Below are 16,080 nucleotides of genomic sequence, written 5' to 3' on the forward strand. Positions count from 1 at the left end.
GAGGGTGGTGGGTTCCGGCCCACCACCCGTAACTCACGCTTCCCAGACCGCCGCGCTCATCGTCGGAATCAGATCGCGCGTGATCCGCACCCCCGGCAGCGCTTTCGAGTACTGCTGCTCGAACTCCGTGTCGGTGAGCGGCATCGCCTGCTTGCTCATCTCCAGCCAGCGCGGGTGCAGCATCATCCGGATCGAGTCGCACGCGGCCTCGACGTCGCCCGAGACGTCGTACACGATCTTGCCGGTCTCGAACGCGTAGGCGCTCTGCTCGGCGGGCGCCGCGGCACCGTCGGGCTGCGTCACGTCGACGATCACCAGGCGGCCGCCGGGCGCGACGATCGAGCGCAGCACGTCCAGCACCTGCTCGATCGGTCCCATGTGGAACACGGCGTTCACCGACATCACCAGGTCGAAGAGGCCGTCGCGCTCGGGTGACAGGCTGAGCGCTTCCCGGCACTCGTAGCGCACCGGCACGCGCGTGGGCTTCAACGCGGCGATATCGAGCATCTTCTGGGAGATGTCGACGCCCACGACCTCGTCGTAGCGGTCGGCGAGCAGGCCGCAGTTGTTGCCGCCGCCGCAGCCGACGTCGATGGCGCGACGACCAGGAGGCAGCTGCGAGGTCAGCCAGGAGCGCACCGGGCTCGTCGCGGCATCACGGATGCCGGTGAACCGCTCGTACAGCTCGGCCAGGTCGTCGAAATACGCTTCCGGTGCGCTCATGAGACGAACTTTCGACCGCCACCACCAGCCAGGACACCCTCGCGCGCGAAACCTGCGCACACGTGCGGGGTGGTGGTCTCACCAGGGCCCGCGCCAGGCGATGTGGAGAACGCGGAGAGACCGAGACACTCGACGGCATGCGCGACGAACACGACTGCGACGTTCTCGTGGTGGGAGCGGGCCCGGCCGGCCTCTGCACCGCGCTGATGCTGGCCCAGCACGGTGTGCGGGTCCGGATCGTGGACCGGAAACCTGGTCCGGTCGAGCAGTCGCGGGCCGCGATCGTGCACGCGCGGACGCTGGAAACCCTGGACCGCCTGGGCGTCGCCGAGGCCGCCATCGCGAGGGGTGTGCCGATCACCGACGTCGCGATCCACTCGTCCGGCAAGCACGTGGGCGAGATGCCGCTGGCGGGCAAGGGAGAGGCGGACCAGACGCGTTTCCCGTACGCACTGGCGCTCGAACAGTTCGAGACCGAGCGGATCCTCGGGGAAACCCTCGACGTCGAGTGGGGAACCGAGGTCACGAACCTGAGCGACACCGGATCCGGCGTCGAGGTGGAGACCGGGAACGGCGTGATCACCGCGCGCTGGCTGGTCGGTGCCGACGGCGCGTCGAGCGCCATCCGGAAGTTCCTCGGCCAGGAGTTCGAAGGCGAGACCTACGAGCAGTCGGGCCTGCTCGCCGACGTCACGCTCGACGTGGACCTCGGAGTGAAAGGCATGCGGCTCAACCTGACGCCCGGCGGGTTCGTCGGGATCCTGCCGCTCAAATCAGGCCGCTACCGGCTGTTCGGCGTTGTGCCGCCGTACCTGCACAGCGGGCCGCAGCAGCAAACCGTCACGCACGAGTCGTACGCGCCGTTGGACCACGAGGTGTTGCAACGCTGGTTCGACGACTACTTCAAGGTCGACGCGAAGCTGGACGAGGTCGTCTGGGCGTCGATGTTCCGGTTCCACAGCCGGCTCGCCGCGAAGTTCCGGGTGGGAAACGCGTTCCTGGCCGGCGACGCCGCGCACATCCACAACCCGGCCGGCGGCCAGGGGCTCAACCTCGGCGTCGGTGACGCCGTGAACCTGGCGTGGAAGCTCGCGCAGGTCGTGCGCGGCGAAGCACCGGAGTGGCTGCTCGACACCTACGAGGAGGAACGGCGGCCCATCGCCCAGACCGTGCTCAAGCGCACCGATCTCGGCTTCAAGCTGGAAACCGGGAACACCGCGATCGCGGTGTGGATGCGCACGCACGTGGCGACGAGGATCGTCGGCGTCGTTTCCCGGCTCGCGCCGATCAGGCGGATGTTCTTCCACATGTTCTCCCAGCTCTGGATCGGTTACCGGGGCAGCCGTGCGGTCGGACGCGCGGTCGGCCAGCTGAAAGCAGGCGTACGCGCGCCGTACGCACCCGGCGTGCTCGACCTGACCCACACCCCCGGCTACCACGTGCTGCTGTTCTCGGTGCCACCAGTGCGGTTCGACGGTCCCGTGACCACCCACGTGATCCAGCCGGACGACGTGGCCGCGTTCCGCGCGTACCAGGTGGACGGCCCGCGACTGGTGCTGATCAGGCCGGACGGGTACGTCGCGGCGGTCACCGACTCGGCGGAGGCCATGGAAACGTTCCTCGACACCGTGTTGGTGCGCGTGCAAGTTCGCTCGTAGTGCTGTGTACTGCACGGCATGGCCATCGTCTCTCCCGGCTTCACCGGGCGGCGTCAGTCACCGGACGCGAAGCTGCCGCCCGGTCAGTACCTCACCGAGGACTTCCCGGTCCTCACCGCGGGCCCGACCCCGCGCGTGCCGACCGACCGGTGGGAGCTCACCGTCAGCACCGAGGTCGGGAAGAAGTACACGTGGTCGTGGCAGGACCTGATCGAGCTGCCGGCCGAGAAGGTCACCACGGACATCCACTGCGTCACCAAGTGGTCCAAGCTGGGCACGCGGTGGAAGGGTGTCTCGCTCGACGTCCTGATGGAGGAAGTGGAGACGGCGGCGGACTTCGCGCTGATCCACTCCTACGGCGGCTACACGACCAACCTGCCGCTGGAGGACCTTCTCGACGGGCAGGCGTGGATCGCGTACCGCTACGACGACGATGAGCTGACGCCCGAGCACGGCGGCCCGGCGCGGCTGTTGGTGCCGCACCTGTACTTCTGGAAGTCGGCGAAGTGGGTCCGCGGGATCCAGTTGCTGCTGGAGGACGAGCCGGGCTTCTGGGAGACCGCCGGCTACCACGACTACGGAGACCCATGGCGCGAGCAGCGGTATCAGGGCGACTGACCTGGCGGGCGGCGCCTCTCGCCGCAGCCACCGACCTGACGAAGAGCGCGCGGTCGCTGGTGTTCGACGTACCCGACTGGCCCGGTCACCTGCCGGGCCAGCACGTCGACGTGCGGCTGACCGCCGAGGACGGCTACTCGGTGCAGCGCAGCTACTCGATCTCGTCGGCACCCGACGGCACCCTGGTCGAGCTCGCGATCCAGCGGGTCGAGGACGGCGAGGTGTCGCCGTACCTGTGCGACGTGCTGCCCGTCGGCGCGGAGATCGAGCTGCGCGGACCGGTCGGCGGCTGGTTCGTGTGGCGCGCGACCGACCTTTCACCGGTGACGTTGGTGGCGGGTGGATCCGGGATCGCGCCGCTGATGGCGATGATCCGGGCGCGCGCAGCCGAGGGCAGCCGGGTTCCGTTCAAGCTGATCTACTCGGTGCGCACGCCCGACGACGTGATGTTCGCCGACGAGCTGCGGCGACGTGCCCGCGAGGACGGCGGCCTGGACGTCAAGATCGTCTACACCCGGCAAGCTCCGGAGGATTCTCCGGAGCCGCCGGTCCGGCTGGGTGTGGCCACCGTCAACACGCACGCGTGGCCCGCCGAGTTCACCCCCAACGTCTTCGTGTGCGGGCCGACCGGGTTCGTCGAGACGGTGTCCGACATCTTCGTGGCGCTGGGCCACGATCCGCGCCGCGTCCGCACCGAACGCTTCGGCTGACAGGAGATCACCCATGACCCACGTCGACGGCAACGCGCTCGCGGGCGACCTGCGGGAGATCTTCGCGGTGGACGTGACCGTGGCGACCGGGCAGTGCGCGGGCTGCGGCTACAAGGGATCCGTGGCGTCGCTGCGGGTCTACCAGAACGCGCCGGGAACCGTAGCTCGCTGCCCGCACTGCGAGGAGGTCGTGCTGCGGCTGGTTCGAGCACCCGGCCGGGCGTGGCTGGACCTGCGCGGAACGGTCAGCCTGGAGATCCCGCTGCAGTCCTGAGCAGCACCGCGTCGCCGTTGGTCCAGCTCTCGACGCTGACCCGGTCGACGAGTCTGGGAACCCCGGCCAGGTCGTGCTCGATGTGCTCACTGCCGACGAGCAGCGCGTCCCAGCCGAGCGGATCGAGCCCGGCGGCGGAGAGCACGCCCGTGAACCAGGACCAGTCCAGCTTCTCTCCCGCGCGCACCCTCTCCAGCGTCGGATCGGTGATGGAGCTGGTGATCCGATCCCAGGCGGCGCCGAGATCCAGGTCGTGCGGCTCGGACTCGGCGTACAGGGCCTCGACGTGGGCCGCGAGGTCGTCAGCGGCGGGCTTCACGATGGCCGCGTAGAGCTCACGGGTGCGCGGACCGAGCAGGACAGCGCTCTCCCGGAGGACGTCGACGGGCTCGTCCGGCGTGTGCACCAGCACGACGAGGCACGTCGGTGCCCCGAGAACCGTGCGCAGGTGGCGTTCGGTACGCATTGCCGGGTCTGAGCGGCCCTTGAAGTCGGACAAGCGCAGGCTCGCGGGCAGCACCGGCGCAGGTGTGGTGTCCCTGAACAGCACGAGCAGCGAGTCGCCCTTGCCGCACACCTCGTCGGCGATCCGCTGGCTGGCCGGCGTCGAGATGTTGGACTGGTAGCGCCAGATCCCGTGCGTCTGCTCGGGACCGAAGCGGAACCGGATCGCGTGCACCGGCTCGAACCCCTGGCGCCGCACCAGGTCGAGGCAGCGCTCGACCTGCCGTCCCGCGATGCAGTCCGGCTGGATCACGAGAACGGCGTGCTGCTGCACGATCCGTGCGGCGTCGTCACCGAGGACGTCGTACGCGGCGTTCAATCCCGTCGTGAAGCACTCGTCGTCGGAGTAGACGCGCAGTTTCTCGTGGTCAGCGGTCAGGGAACGCCAGCGATCTCCGCGCAGCAGCTCATGGGTCACCGCTGAATTCTGTCCTGTTTGACACGGCCGATACCTCCGATCGGAGGTAGCTCGGCCTCCTGACCCTGTGCGTGGATATATGAGAGCGCTCTTACAACGTTGTAAAAACGAAGGGGAACCTCGCCGATGAGAAAACCCGCTTCCGTGCTCGTCGCGCTGCTGCTGGCGCTGGGCGTCGCACCAGGCACACCACCCGCGGGTGCCGCCGAGCCCGTGCACGGCCTGAAGGGCGAGTACTTCAGCATGTCGGCGCCGGGTGCGCGGGACTTCGCGACCCTCGGTGGAACCGTGCTCGACGCCGACATCAACCAGGGCGACCTGACGGGTGTCTTCGCGTTCCTCAACGGCCGCACCGAGCACACGACAGCCCGCTGGACCGGGCAGATCGCGGTGCCGCAGACCGGCGCCTACACGTTCCACGCCATCGGCGACAACGGGTTCCGGCTGCTGATCGACGACCAGCCGGTGATCGACCACTGGGTGCCGGACTGGGATCGCGAGCAGACGAGCGCGCCGGTGACGCTCACCGCCGGGCGCCAGTACGCGTTCAAGCTGGAGATGTTCCAGGACGTCGGCGGCGCCAACATGTTCCTGCGCTGGTCGAGCGCGACCCTGCCGAAGCAGCTCGTGCCCGAGTCCGCGTTCACGCCGCCCGCCGGTTTCGAGGTCGTGCCGCGCACGGCCGAGGTCTCGAAGGACGGCCGCACGCTCACCGCGGACTTCGGTGGCCGCGTCACCGGCACGAACGACCTCAAGGAGCACCTGCGCGTCGAGGTCGACGCCACTCCGATGCCGGTCTCGTTCGTCAGCGCGAACCGGAACAGGGCGACGATTTGGCTGGACGAGCGCGTGCTGAAGGGCCAGCGGGTCCGGATGTACTACGACGGCGCGGGGGCACTCGCGGTCGACGGCCGGAAGGTCGCGAAGACCGCCCGCACCACCGGCAACGTCTCCACCGAGCGGCTCAGGACGCCGTGGGGTGAGAAGGCCGACCCGCGCAACCCGTTGCCGGAGTACCCGAGGCCGCAGCTGGAACGGGAGAAGTGGCTCAACCTCAACGGATCGTGGGAGTTCGCCGCGGCCAAGGCCGGTCAGCAGCCGGTGTTCGGGCACCGCCTGAAGGAACGCGTGATCGTGCCGTTCCCGATCGAGTCGCAGCTGTCGGGCCTGGAACGGCACGAGGACCACATGTTCTACCGCCGCACGGTGACGGTTCCGCGGGACTGGAACGGGCAGCGGGTGAAGCTCAACTTCGGCGCGGTCGACTACGAGGCCAAGGTCTGGGTGAACGGCAAGCTCGTCGCCCAGCACACCGGCGGCTACACGGCGTTCAGCGCGGACATCACGGACGCGTTGAGGCGCGGTGAGCAGGAGATCGTCGTCGCCGTCACCGACACCACCGGCCCGTACCAGCCCAAGGGCAAGCAGTCGCCCAACCCGAGCGGCATCTTCTACACGCCGTCGTCGGGCATCTGGCAGACGGTGTGGATGGAACCCGTGGCGGACAAGGGGATCGACGAGATCAAGACGACTCCTGACCTCGCGACGAGCTCGCTGTCGCTGAACGTCAAGTCCGCGGGCAACGCGACCGTCACGGCGATCGCCCGTGACGCCAGGGGAAACCAGGTCGGCTCGGTCACCGGACCGGCGAACTCGACCCTCACGCTGCCGGTGCCGAACCCGCACCTGTGGACGCCGGACGACCCGTACCTCTACAAACTCGACGTCAAGCTGGGCAAGGACAACGTCAAGAGCTACTTCGGCATGCGCTCCACCGGCATCGCGAACGTCGGCGGCACGCCGAAGCTGACCCTGAACGGCAAACCGATCTTCAACCTGATGCAGCTGGACCAGGGCTTCTACCCGGACGGCCTGAACACCGCGCCGAGCGACGACGCGTTGATCTTCGACCTGAAGGCGCAGAAGGACCTCGGCTTCAACGCGGTGCGCAAGCACATCAAGGCCGAACCCGCCCGCTGGTACTACCACGCGGACCGGCTCGGACTGCTGGTGTGGCAGGACTTCGTGTCCGTGGAGGACGGTAACAACCCGCAGGCGCAACAGGCGTGGCTCAGCCAGGGCCGCGAGCTGATGGAGCAGCTGCACAACTACCCGTCGATCTACGCCTGGATCGTGTTCAACGAGGGCTGGGGCGAGTGGGACCGGAACGTCACCGGCCAGATCACCGACCAGGTGAAGGCCGCCGACCCGAGCCGGATCGTCAACGCCCACAGCGGCGTGAACTGCTGCGCCTCCAAGGGGGACAGCGGCAAGGGCGACGTGATCGACCACCACGACTACAACAACACCGACCCGGCTCGTCCGGACGGAAAGCGCGTCGTGATGGACGGCGAGCACGGCGGCTTCACGCTGCGCACGCCGGGACACCAGTGGCCGGGTGCGCCGATCGCGATCTACAGCGGGGTGGCGGACAAGGCGGCGCTGACGGCGAAGTACGTCGACAACACCCGCACGTTCTACCTGGGCCAGGCGCGGGAGGAGCTGTCCGCGTCGGTCTACACGCAGGTCACGGACCTGGAAGGCGAGCTCAACGGGCTGTGGACCTACGACCGCAAGCGCATCAAGGTCGACCCCGGTCCGGTCCGCGAGATCAACCGGCGGGTGATCGAGGCCGGAGCGAACGCCGGCACGCCGTACCCGTACGCGGGCAGAGGCGAGTGGAAGCTGAACGAGACCAGCGGATCCACGGCGAAGGACTCGACCGGCAGGAACCCGCTGACCTTGAGCCCGACCGGCGCCACGTGGAAGGACGGCGCGCTGGAGCTCCGGAACGGTTCCGCGGACACGTACGGGCCGGTCATCGACACGACTCGCGACTACTCGGTGTCCGCACGCGTGCGGCTCGACGAGCTGCCGGGCAACTACGCGACGGCGGTGAGCCAGGACGGCAGGCAGCAGGAGAACCCCTTCTACCTGCAGTACGGGCAGGGCGCGTTCGCGTTCAGCACACCCGGCGGCAACCGCGCCCGGTACGTGATCACGCCGGAGCTCGGCCGCTGGTACCAGCTGAAGGGCCAGCGCGTCGGAAACGAGATCCGGCTCTCCGTGGACGGTGTGCTGGTCGCGACTGCCGCTGCAGGACCGGCAACGCGGAGCACGGGTGCTCTCGCCGTCGGACGAGCTAAATGGGGAGGTCAGAACGTTGACTTCTGGAGAGGGGCGGTCGCGGAGGTAATCGTCGCCGGTTGATCATGGGAGAACGCTCTCCGAAGCGGGTACCCCGTGGTAGAACCGGTGCATGACCAAGGCTGCCCCCACGCTGGAGGACGTCGCGAGAGTCGCCGGGGTGTCCCGGGCGACGGTGTCGCGCGTCGTCAACGGCACTCGCAACGTCGACCCTGAGCTGCAGGCGACGGTGCGCAACGCGATCGAGGAGACCGGGTACACGCCCAACCGCGTGGCCCGGTCCCTCGTCACGCGCCGAACAGGCACGGTCGCGCTGGTGATCTCCGGCGCGGGCGGGGGTTCGGACGTGTTCACCGACCCGTTCTTCGGCCGGGTCACTGCGGGCGTGGTCGACTTCCTGCGCCTGCACGCGGTGCACCCCGTGTTGATGCTGGCCGACACGGACGCGGCGCGCACCGAGGTCGTCGAGTTCCTGCGGCAGGGGAGCGCGGACGGCGCCCTGCTGGTCACCACGCACTCCGCCGACCCGTTGCCCGCACGGCTGCTGGACGCGTCGGTGCCCGCGGTGTTGTACGCGCGTCCCGGCACGCCGATGCCGGTCAGCTACGTCGACATGGACCACCGCGCGGGCGGCGCGCTGGCCGCCGACCACCTGGTCAGGACCGGTCGCAGGAACGTGGTGACGATCTCCGGGCCGTTGGACGTGCTCGCGAGCCGGGACCGGCACGACGGGTTCCGGGACGCGATGGCGCGCCACGGTTTCCCGTACGTTCCCAGCGCGGAGGGCGGGTTCACAGGGGAGAGCGGCGTGGTCGCGATGCAGCAGCTGATCATCGAGCATCCGGACCTCGACGGGGTGTTCGCCGCCAACGACCTGATGGCGCAAGCGGCGATGAACTGCCTGCATTCGTACGGGAGAGAGATTCCCGGCGACGTCGCCGTGGTCGGCTTCGACGACAGCGCGCCCGCGCTGGCCTGCCGCCCGCTGCTCACGACCGTGCGGCAACCTGTCGAGGACATGGCGGCGGCGATGGCCGACCTGCTGCTGGAAAGTCTGGAAAAACCGGGACAGCGGCCGAGATCCGTCATCTTCGAACCGGAACTCGTGGTGCGGGGCTCTGCCTGATTGACCTGCCTGACACGTGGCGTTAACGTCGGTTGGGAGAGCGCTCTCACGCCCCTGTCCACGGCTTTTCGCCCTTCCTCGTCAGGCAGGATCATGGGCTCAACCCTGTCCAGGGCCGCCGCGCTCACCGCTGCCGCCCTGTGTCTGTTGTCAACCGTCAGCGCTACATCCACAGCTGTGGCCGCCGATTGCGGCACCACGAACGTCGCTCTGAACCGTCCCGCGACGGCTTCCTCCACCGAGAACGGCGGAACCCCGGCTTCCGCCGCGGTCGACGGCAACGCGGGCACGCGCTGGTCGTCGCAGTTCTCCGACCCGCAATGGCTCGAGGTCGATCTCGGCTCCACACAACAGGTCTGCCGCGTCTCGCTGAACTGGGAAACGGCGCACGCGCGTGCGTTCCAGGTCCAGATCACCGACACCCCAACGGATTCCTCGTCGTGGCGCAGCGTCTACTCGACCACCACGAGCACCGGTGGCACGCAGACGCTCGACGTCACCGGGTCCGGCCGGTACCTGCGCGTGCTCGGCACCCAGCGCGCCACCGGGTGGGGTTATTCGTTGTGGGAACTGGGAGTTTTCACGACGACCGATCCGACCGGCGTGCCGCCGACCGACCCGCGCAACCCGGACTTCGGGCCGAACGTGTTCGTCTACGGGCCGGGTTCGTCGCAGCAGGAGATGCAGTCACGGCTCGACTCGATCGCCGCGCAGATGAAGACGAACCAGTTCGGTCCGCAGCGCTACGCCGTGCTGTTCAAGCCGGGCAGTTACAACGCCGACGTCAACCTGCGCTTCTACACCCAGGTCGCGGGTCTGGGGTTGCGTCCGGACGACGTGAACATCAACGGCCACATCCGCGTCGAGGCCGACTGGCTGCAGCAGGGCGAGGATCCGAACAACCTCGGCAACGCGACGCAGAACTTCTGGCGTGGCGCGGAGAACCTCTCCGTGACGCTGCCGCCGAACCAGATCGAGCGCTGGGCGGTCTCGCAAGCCACCGCGTACCGGCGGATGCACCTGCGCGGCCAGGCGCACCTGTGGAACGGCTACGACGGCTGGGCCAGCGGTGGCCTGATCGTGGACAGCCGCATCGACGACGTGGTGGTCTCCGGGTCGCAGCAGCAGTTCCTGACCCGCAACAGCAACCTCGTCAACGGCTGGGCGGGCTCGGTGTGGAACATGGTGTTCGCCGGCACCCAGGGCGCGCCGGCGGACCACTTCCCGGATCCGTCGCACACCGTCGTCGACACGTCGCCGGTGACGCGGGAGAAGCCGTTCCTGTACTTCGACTCGTCCGGTGAGTACCGCGTGTTCCTGCCTGCGTTGCGGACCAACTCCCGCGGCACCAGCTGGGAGAACGGCAATCCCGGAACGTCGGTGTCGCTGGCGGACTTCTTCGTCGTCAAGCCGGGCACACCGGTCGCGACGACCAACGCGGCTTTGGCGCAGGGCAAGCACCTGCTGCTCACTCCGGGCATCCACCAGCTCTCCGACACGATCCGCGTGACGCGTCCTGGCACCGTGGTGCTGGGTCTTGGTCTGGCGACGTTGACGCCGACCACGGGCAAGGCGGCGCTGACGACGTCCGATGTGGACGGTGTGCGGCTGGCCGGGTTCCTGGTCGACGCCGGGGTGCAGAACTCGCCCGTGCTGCTGGAGATCGGTGACTCCAGCGCGGCCGATCATGCGGCGAATCCGCCGTCGTTGCACGACGTCTACGTGCGCGTGGGCGGGTCGCAGGCAGGCAAGGCGACCGTGAGCATGCGGGTCAACAGCCGCAACACGATCATCGACCACACCTGGGTGTGGCGGGCCGACCACGGCGAGGGCGTCAGCTGGACCGCGAACCCCGGCGCGAACGGCGTGATCGTCAACGGCGACGACGTGACCGCGTACGGGCTGTTCGTCGAGCACTACCAGCAGCACAACGTGGTGTGGAACGGCAACGGCGGGCGCACCTACCTGTTCCAGAACGAGCTGCCGTACGACCCGCCGGACCAGGCTTCGTGGATGAACGGCTCGAAGCGGGGCTGGGCGGCGTACAAGGTCGCCGACTCGGTGACCACGCACGAGGCGTACGGCGTGGGCGTCTACTGCTACAACCAGGCGAACCCGAGTGTGGTGACGGACAACGGTTTCGAGGCTCCGAACCGTTCCGGAGTGCGGTTCCGGCACCTGGTCACCGTGTCGCTCGGTGGTGTCGGCACGATCGCCAACGTCATCAACGGCACGGGCGGGGTGGCGAACACGGCGAACCAGGTCAGGTATCTGGTCGGCTATCCGTGACGCGCCGAGCGTGAGAACACCCCAGGGGCGCATGTCCCTGGGGTGTTCTCCGATCCCAGGGCACGCGCCGCCCCGGGAAGTGTTCGGTGCTACCTCGGCAACCGGTAGTCCGGTCCGAGCGCGGCGCCTCGGTTGGGCTTGTACTGGTCGAAACCGCGCGGGTCGCACTGCAGGCCGCCGTTGACGCAGTGGCGGACGAGCGCGGCCTGGGTGGGCGCGTCCCAGGCGTTCATGAAGTCGTAGTGCCAGCTGTAGCCGCGGCCGCTGGAGAGCCGGACACGCGCCATGTCACCGGCGACCGGGAACGCCATCTTGAACTCGATCATCGGCACTGCGACCGGGTGTGACGACGGGCAGACCAGGGTCGCGCGGTCCGGGTAGGCCATGTGCGACTTGTGGTCGGCGGAGTCGAGATCGCGGCCGTTCCAGCAACTCGGTGCCTGGTAACGGATGTTGAGCTGCGTGCCGGGCGGGCACCACGCCGGGATGTCCCAGTTGTGGGTGCTGTCGCCGCACTCCCAGCCCTCGACCGCGCCCGGTGCCGTGCGGAACTCGTCCTGAGTGGCCGCGGGACTGCCGACCACGAAACGGATTCCGGGCGGGAACGGCACCACGTCCTGGTACCTGAGGATGCCGGACTTGTAGTAGATCACCTGCGGGAAGTCCGGCGGCACGAGCTGGTCGCCGTTGTAGACCGACGGGAACCAGTAGGCCGACTTGTCGTCCGGCGTCTTGCAGTTGGTCTCGGCGTTCTTCAGCGAGTCGTTGGTGGTGCGGGCGTTGGTCGAGGGGTTGCCGAGGAACGTGTGGAGGTGCGACGCGCCCGGCAGTCCCGGCAGGACGATCGGGTCGTCCGGGAGGTGGTGCGTGACCGAGCAGTTCGCCTGGAACTCGTGGTGTGTGACCAGGTCATCGGCCTGGGCCGGGGGTAGGGCGATCGTGACGAGGACGGCCGTGACCGCCAGTGCGCTGAGTTTCCGGGACACCTTTGTCCTCCTGCCGACGTGGGGAACCGGCTGGGAGAGCGCTCTCCGAACCAGGTTCCCGTGCCCGTCGCGGAGGTGTCAAGACCGGTTCTTTTGACACCGCCGACGTCTGGTCGTAACGTCCGTCGGCAGGGTTGTGAGAGCGCTCTCCACGCCGTCACTCCCTACCCCTGGCAGGAGGCGCGATGCTTCGCGTCCGTTCCCTCGGCACGGTCCTGGCCGTGCTGGCACTTCTCGTGGTTCCGGCGCACGCGGCGCCGTCCGGAGTGCACGTCACCGGCTCGCAGGGCAACTGGCAGCTCACCGTCGACGGTCAGCCGTGGACGGTGAAGGGCCTCACCTGGGGCCCGCCCGCCGCCGACGCCCCGCGGTACATGCCGGAGCTTCGCGCGATGGGCGTCAACACGGTGCGCACCTGGGGCACCGACGCCTCGACGAAACCGCTCCTGGACGCGGCGGCGGCTCATGGTCTGCGCGTGATCAACGGCTTCTGGCTGCAGCCCGGCGGCGGTCCCGGTTCCGGCGGTTGCGTCAACTACGTCACCGACACCCAGTACAAGACCGACATGCTCGCCACGATCCGCCAGTGGGTCACGGCCTATCGCGATCACGCGGGTGTGCTGATGTGGAACGTCGGCAACGAGTCCATCCTCGGCCTGCAGAACTGCTACTCCGGCACCGAACTGGAGAACCAGCGCGTCGCCTACGCCCGCTACCTGAACGAAGCCGCGCGGGCGATCCACGCGATCGACACCCAGCACCCGGTCACCAACACAGATGCGTGGACCGGTGCCTGGGTCTATCTGAAGGCGTACGCGCCCGACCTCGACCTCTACGCCGTCAACTCGTACGGCAACGTCTGCAAGGTCCGCCAGGACTGGATCAACGGCGGCTACACCAAGCCGTACATCCTCACCGAGGCCGGCCCGCCCGGTGAGTGGGAAGTCCCGAACGACTCTCAAGGCGTGCCTCTCGAACCCACCGACGTCCAGAAGCGCGACGGCTACACCCAGGCCTGGAACTGCATCACCGGCCACCCCGGCGTGTCGTTCGGCGGCACGCTCTTCCACTACGGCACCGAGTACGACTTCGGCGCGGTCTGGTTCAACCTGACCCCGGCGGGCAAGAAGCGGCTGTCGTTCTACTCGGTGGCGCGGGCGTTCGGCGGCAGCGTCACCAACACCCCACCCGTGATCACCACGATGAACGCGCCGCAGTCCGTCGCGGCCGGCGCGCGGGTGACGATCGACGTGGCGGCTTCCGACCCCGACGGCGACCCGATCACGTGGTCGGCGGCGTGGAACTCCAAGTACCTCGACGGCAGCGGCGGCCTCGGGAACACGCCTGCCGAGGTCTCCGGCAACCGCCTCATCGTCACCGCGCCCGACCGGCTCGGCGTGTGGAAGGTCTACGTCATGGCCGAGGACGGCCGCGGCAACATCGGTATCGAGACCAGGTCGATCCGAGTCGAGGCACCACGTCCCGCCGGCGTGAACGTCGCCCAGGGCAGGCCCGCCACCGCGTCGTCGTACCAGCAGGTCGGCGACGGCGCCCCGTTCCCGCCCGGCAACGCCACCGACGGTGTCCCGGGTTCGCGCTGGGCCAGCGACTGGTCCGACCCGCAGTGGCTGAGCGTCGACCTGGGTGCCGTCACGACGTTCCAGCACGTCCAGCTGGTGTGGGAGGCGGCGTTCGGCCGTGCCTACGAGATCCAGGTGTCGGACAACGGCAGCGACTGGCGCGCGGTGTACGGCACTTCGTCGGGCAACGGGGGAGTGGACTCGATCGACGTGACGGCGACCGGCCGGTACGTGCGGGTGCACGCCACGCAGCGCGGCACCGGGTGGGGCTATTCGGTGTTCGAGCTGGGGGTGTATCGGCGCTGAGTTGGGCGGGCCGGGGCTGGCTCGCTGTGGCGCGGCCTGGGGCCTGCGGCGGTGGAGCGAGGATGCAGGCGTGGGGCTGGTTGGTGCGTCACGCGAGTCCCTGCGGCCGTCCGGGCTGAGCTCCTCGCCACACGACCGCCGCCCCACCCCGCTGACCTGGGCCTGGCCGGGGAGCGCGCCTCCCCGGCCGGGTAAAGTCGGTCCGATGGGGAAGATCGTCCGCCTGGGCGTTTTCTACGACGGCACGTGGTTCGCGTACCTGAGCGACTTCTACGCGACCGCGCACCAGCGGGCCGCGCGGATCTCGCTGGACGGTCTGCACGACGCGCTCAGGTGGTTCGTGCACACCGAGACCGGCCGGCCGCTCGACGAGTGCGTCGTCGCGGAGGCCCATTACGTGCGGGGGCGCATCGACACGCCGGCCGCCTCGTTCGACGCCGCGCTGGCCAACGCCGGCATCACCCGCCACGACCTGCCCCTGCACGGCGGCAAGGAGAAGGGCGTCGACGTCCAGCTCGCTCTCGAGGCGTGGGACCGGGCGACGACCGTCCCGCTGGACTGGGTCGTGCTGCTGACCGGTGACGCGGACTTCGCACCCCTCGTGACCAGGCTCACCGCAAAAGGTGTGCACGTGATCGTGCCGGTCGTCGACGTGAAGACGATCGAGAAGGCTCCCGCCTGGACCCCGCGCACCGCCGCGCCGCTGAGGGCCGCCACCCCGTTCACGCCCGGCTTCGACGCCCTGTTCGCCCCCGCGGACCACAAGGAGTACCCGCTGCGGAGCCCGTTCGTGCGGTCCAGTCAGGCGGTGGCCTCGCCGGTGGGTGCGCCGCGCGGCAGGCGCAAGGGCACGGTGTCGACGTGGAAGTCGGGGGAGTCGCACGGCTTCATCACCGACAGCCGGGGCGGGTCGTGGTTCGTGTCACGCGACGATCTGCCGGAGGGGTTGACGCTGCTGCTGGCGGGTACTCCTGTGTCGTTCACCGGTTCGCCCGTGCCGATCCCGGGACGGAAGTACCCGCGCGCGCAACTTGTGCGGCTCGACGACGTCCGCGCGCGCGGAATCTCCCCGAACGTGTGATCCATCCCGTTTTCCTGGGACGGGTGTATCGGCGTGGTGAATTGCATGTAACAACCTAAGATTCCTCACGTGGATCAACACGGGGGATGCGTCTTCTGCGCGATCGTCGCAGGTGAGGCGGAGGCGAGTGTGGTGCACGCGGACGAGAAGGCGGTCGCGTTCATGGACCTGAACCCGGTGACGCCGGGACATGTTCTGGTCGTGCCGCGCACCCATGCCGTCGGACTGGAAGACCTGGACGAGGACACGGGCGCCCACCTCTGGCGGCTCGGTCATCGCGTCGGACGTGCGCTGCGACGCTCTGACCTGCGGTGTGAGGGAGTCAACATGTTCCTCGCCGACGGGGAGGCCGCGTTCCAGGAGATCTTCCACCTCCATTTGCACGTATTTCCGCGCTTTCCCGGTGACGGATTCCACATCGCCGCGGACTGGGCGGAGAGGGCCCGTGAGCTGCTTGACGAAGAGGCTTGCGCCGTTCGGCGGGCCCTGCCGCAGCCCCCTTCGTGATCTTCTGATAAACTCGCACAAAGCCGGTTCCATTCGGAATCCGTTTGCACAGGCCCCGGTGCGATAGGTGTTGCAGTGGCGCACGCCGCAGGGGACGAGGAGCGCGTTCAAGAGGGTGGATCCGGTTGTGAACGTATGGCTGGGACTATTCCG

At 68.7% G+C, this 16,080-nt stretch carries 13 protein-coding genes; 10 read left to right on the top strand and 3 right to left on the bottom strand.

The genetic code is table 11. The features are described 5' to 3' along the window. Positions 1–33: 33 nt before the first annotated feature. Positions 34–723 (bottom strand): methyltransferase domain-containing protein, encoded by a 690-nt coding sequence (locus AB0M24_RS00665; RefSeq protein ID WP_363758816.1) that lies wholly within the window; start codon positions 721–723, stop codon positions 34–36. Positions 724–860: 137 nt separating this feature from the next. On the opposite strand from AB0M24_RS00665, the gene AB0M24_RS00670 reads away from it, so the two are divergent. From AB0M24_RS00670 to AB0M24_RS00685, 4 genes are read left to right on the top strand one after another with little or no spacing between them, the layout of a single operon-like run. Continuing rightward, positions 861–2,381, top strand: coding sequence for an FAD-dependent oxidoreductase (locus tag AB0M24_RS00670; protein WP_363758819.1), 1,521 nt, complete (start codon positions 861–863; stop codon positions 2,379–2,381). Positions 2,382–2,399: 18 nt separating this feature from the next. Next, a complete protein-coding gene (locus AB0M24_RS00675; RefSeq protein WP_363758822.1) occupies positions 2,400–2,999 on the top strand; it encodes a sulfite oxidase-like oxidoreductase in 600 nt (199 codons plus the stop codon). Then, complete coding sequence (locus AB0M24_RS00680) at positions 2,969–3,709, top strand: ferredoxin reductase (protein WP_363758825.1); 741 nt, start codon at positions 2,969–2,971, stop codon at positions 3,707–3,709. The genes AB0M24_RS00675 and AB0M24_RS00680 overlap by 31 nt, the downstream gene beginning before the upstream one ends. A gap of 13 nt (positions 3,710–3,722) precedes the next feature. Continuing rightward, positions 3,723–3,983: a DUF6510 family protein gene (locus AB0M24_RS00685; RefSeq protein WP_363758828.1), complete on the top strand. Its 261-nt coding sequence runs from the start codon at positions 3,723–3,725 to the stop codon at positions 3,981–3,983. On the opposite strand, the gene AB0M24_RS00690 is transcribed toward AB0M24_RS00685, so the two are convergent. Continuing rightward, on the bottom strand, positions 3,955–4,905 hold the full coding sequence (locus AB0M24_RS00690; protein ID WP_363758831.1) for a hypothetical protein: 951 nt from the start codon (positions 4,903–4,905) through the stop codon (positions 3,955–3,957). The two genes, AB0M24_RS00685 and AB0M24_RS00690, sit on opposite strands and share 29 nt — an antisense overlap. Before the next feature lie 126 nt (positions 4,906–5,031). On the opposite strand from AB0M24_RS00690, the gene AB0M24_RS00695 reads away from it, so the two are divergent. The 3 genes from AB0M24_RS00695 to AB0M24_RS00705 all read left to right on the top strand — a co-directional run bounded on the left by AB0M24_RS00695 (position 5,032) and on the right by AB0M24_RS00705 (position 11,467). Continuing rightward, a complete protein-coding gene (locus AB0M24_RS00695) occupies positions 5,032–8,115 on the top strand; it encodes a PA14 domain-containing protein (RefSeq protein ID WP_363758834.1) in 3,084 nt (1,027 codons plus the stop codon). A gap of 49 nt (positions 8,116–8,164) precedes the next feature. Then, complete coding sequence (locus tag AB0M24_RS00700) at positions 8,165–9,178, top strand: LacI family DNA-binding transcriptional regulator (RefSeq protein ID WP_363758837.1); 1,014 nt, start codon at positions 8,165–8,167, stop codon at positions 9,176–9,178. Between the two features lie 93 nt (positions 9,179–9,271). Further along, positions 9,272–11,467: a discoidin domain-containing protein gene (locus AB0M24_RS00705; RefSeq protein ID WP_363758840.1), complete on the top strand. Its 2,196-nt coding sequence runs from the start codon at positions 9,272–9,274 to the stop codon at positions 11,465–11,467. Positions 11,468–11,556: 89 nt separating this feature from the next. Here AB0M24_RS00705 and AB0M24_RS00710 read toward each other — a convergent pair whose 3' ends face one another. Beyond that, complete coding sequence (locus AB0M24_RS00710; protein WP_363758843.1) at positions 11,557–12,453, bottom strand: DUF1996 domain-containing protein; 897 nt, start codon at positions 12,451–12,453, stop codon at positions 11,557–11,559. 185 nt (positions 12,454–12,638) lie between these two features. Here AB0M24_RS00710 and AB0M24_RS00715 point away from each other — a divergent pair, with 185 nt between their 5' ends. The 3 genes from AB0M24_RS00715 to AB0M24_RS00725 all read left to right on the top strand — a co-directional run bounded on the left by AB0M24_RS00715 (position 12,639) and on the right by AB0M24_RS00725 (position 15,927). Then, complete coding sequence (locus AB0M24_RS00715; protein WP_363758846.1) at positions 12,639–14,339, top strand: discoidin domain-containing protein; 1,701 nt, start codon at positions 12,639–12,641, stop codon at positions 14,337–14,339. Between the two features lie 205 nt (positions 14,340–14,544). Further along, a complete protein-coding gene (locus AB0M24_RS00720; protein WP_363758849.1) occupies positions 14,545–15,420 on the top strand; it encodes an NYN domain-containing protein in 876 nt (291 codons plus the stop codon). A 69-nt stretch (positions 15,421–15,489) separates the two neighbouring features. Next, on the top strand, positions 15,490–15,927 hold the full coding sequence (locus AB0M24_RS00725) for an HIT domain-containing protein (RefSeq protein WP_363758852.1): 438 nt from the start codon (positions 15,490–15,492) through the stop codon (positions 15,925–15,927). Positions 15,928–16,080: the final 153 nt, after the last annotated feature.

Origin of the sequence: Lentzea sp. NPDC051838, assembly GCF_040681245.1 — a bacterium.
GTDB lineage: Bacteria > Actinomycetota > Actinomycetes > Mycobacteriales > Pseudonocardiaceae > Lentzea.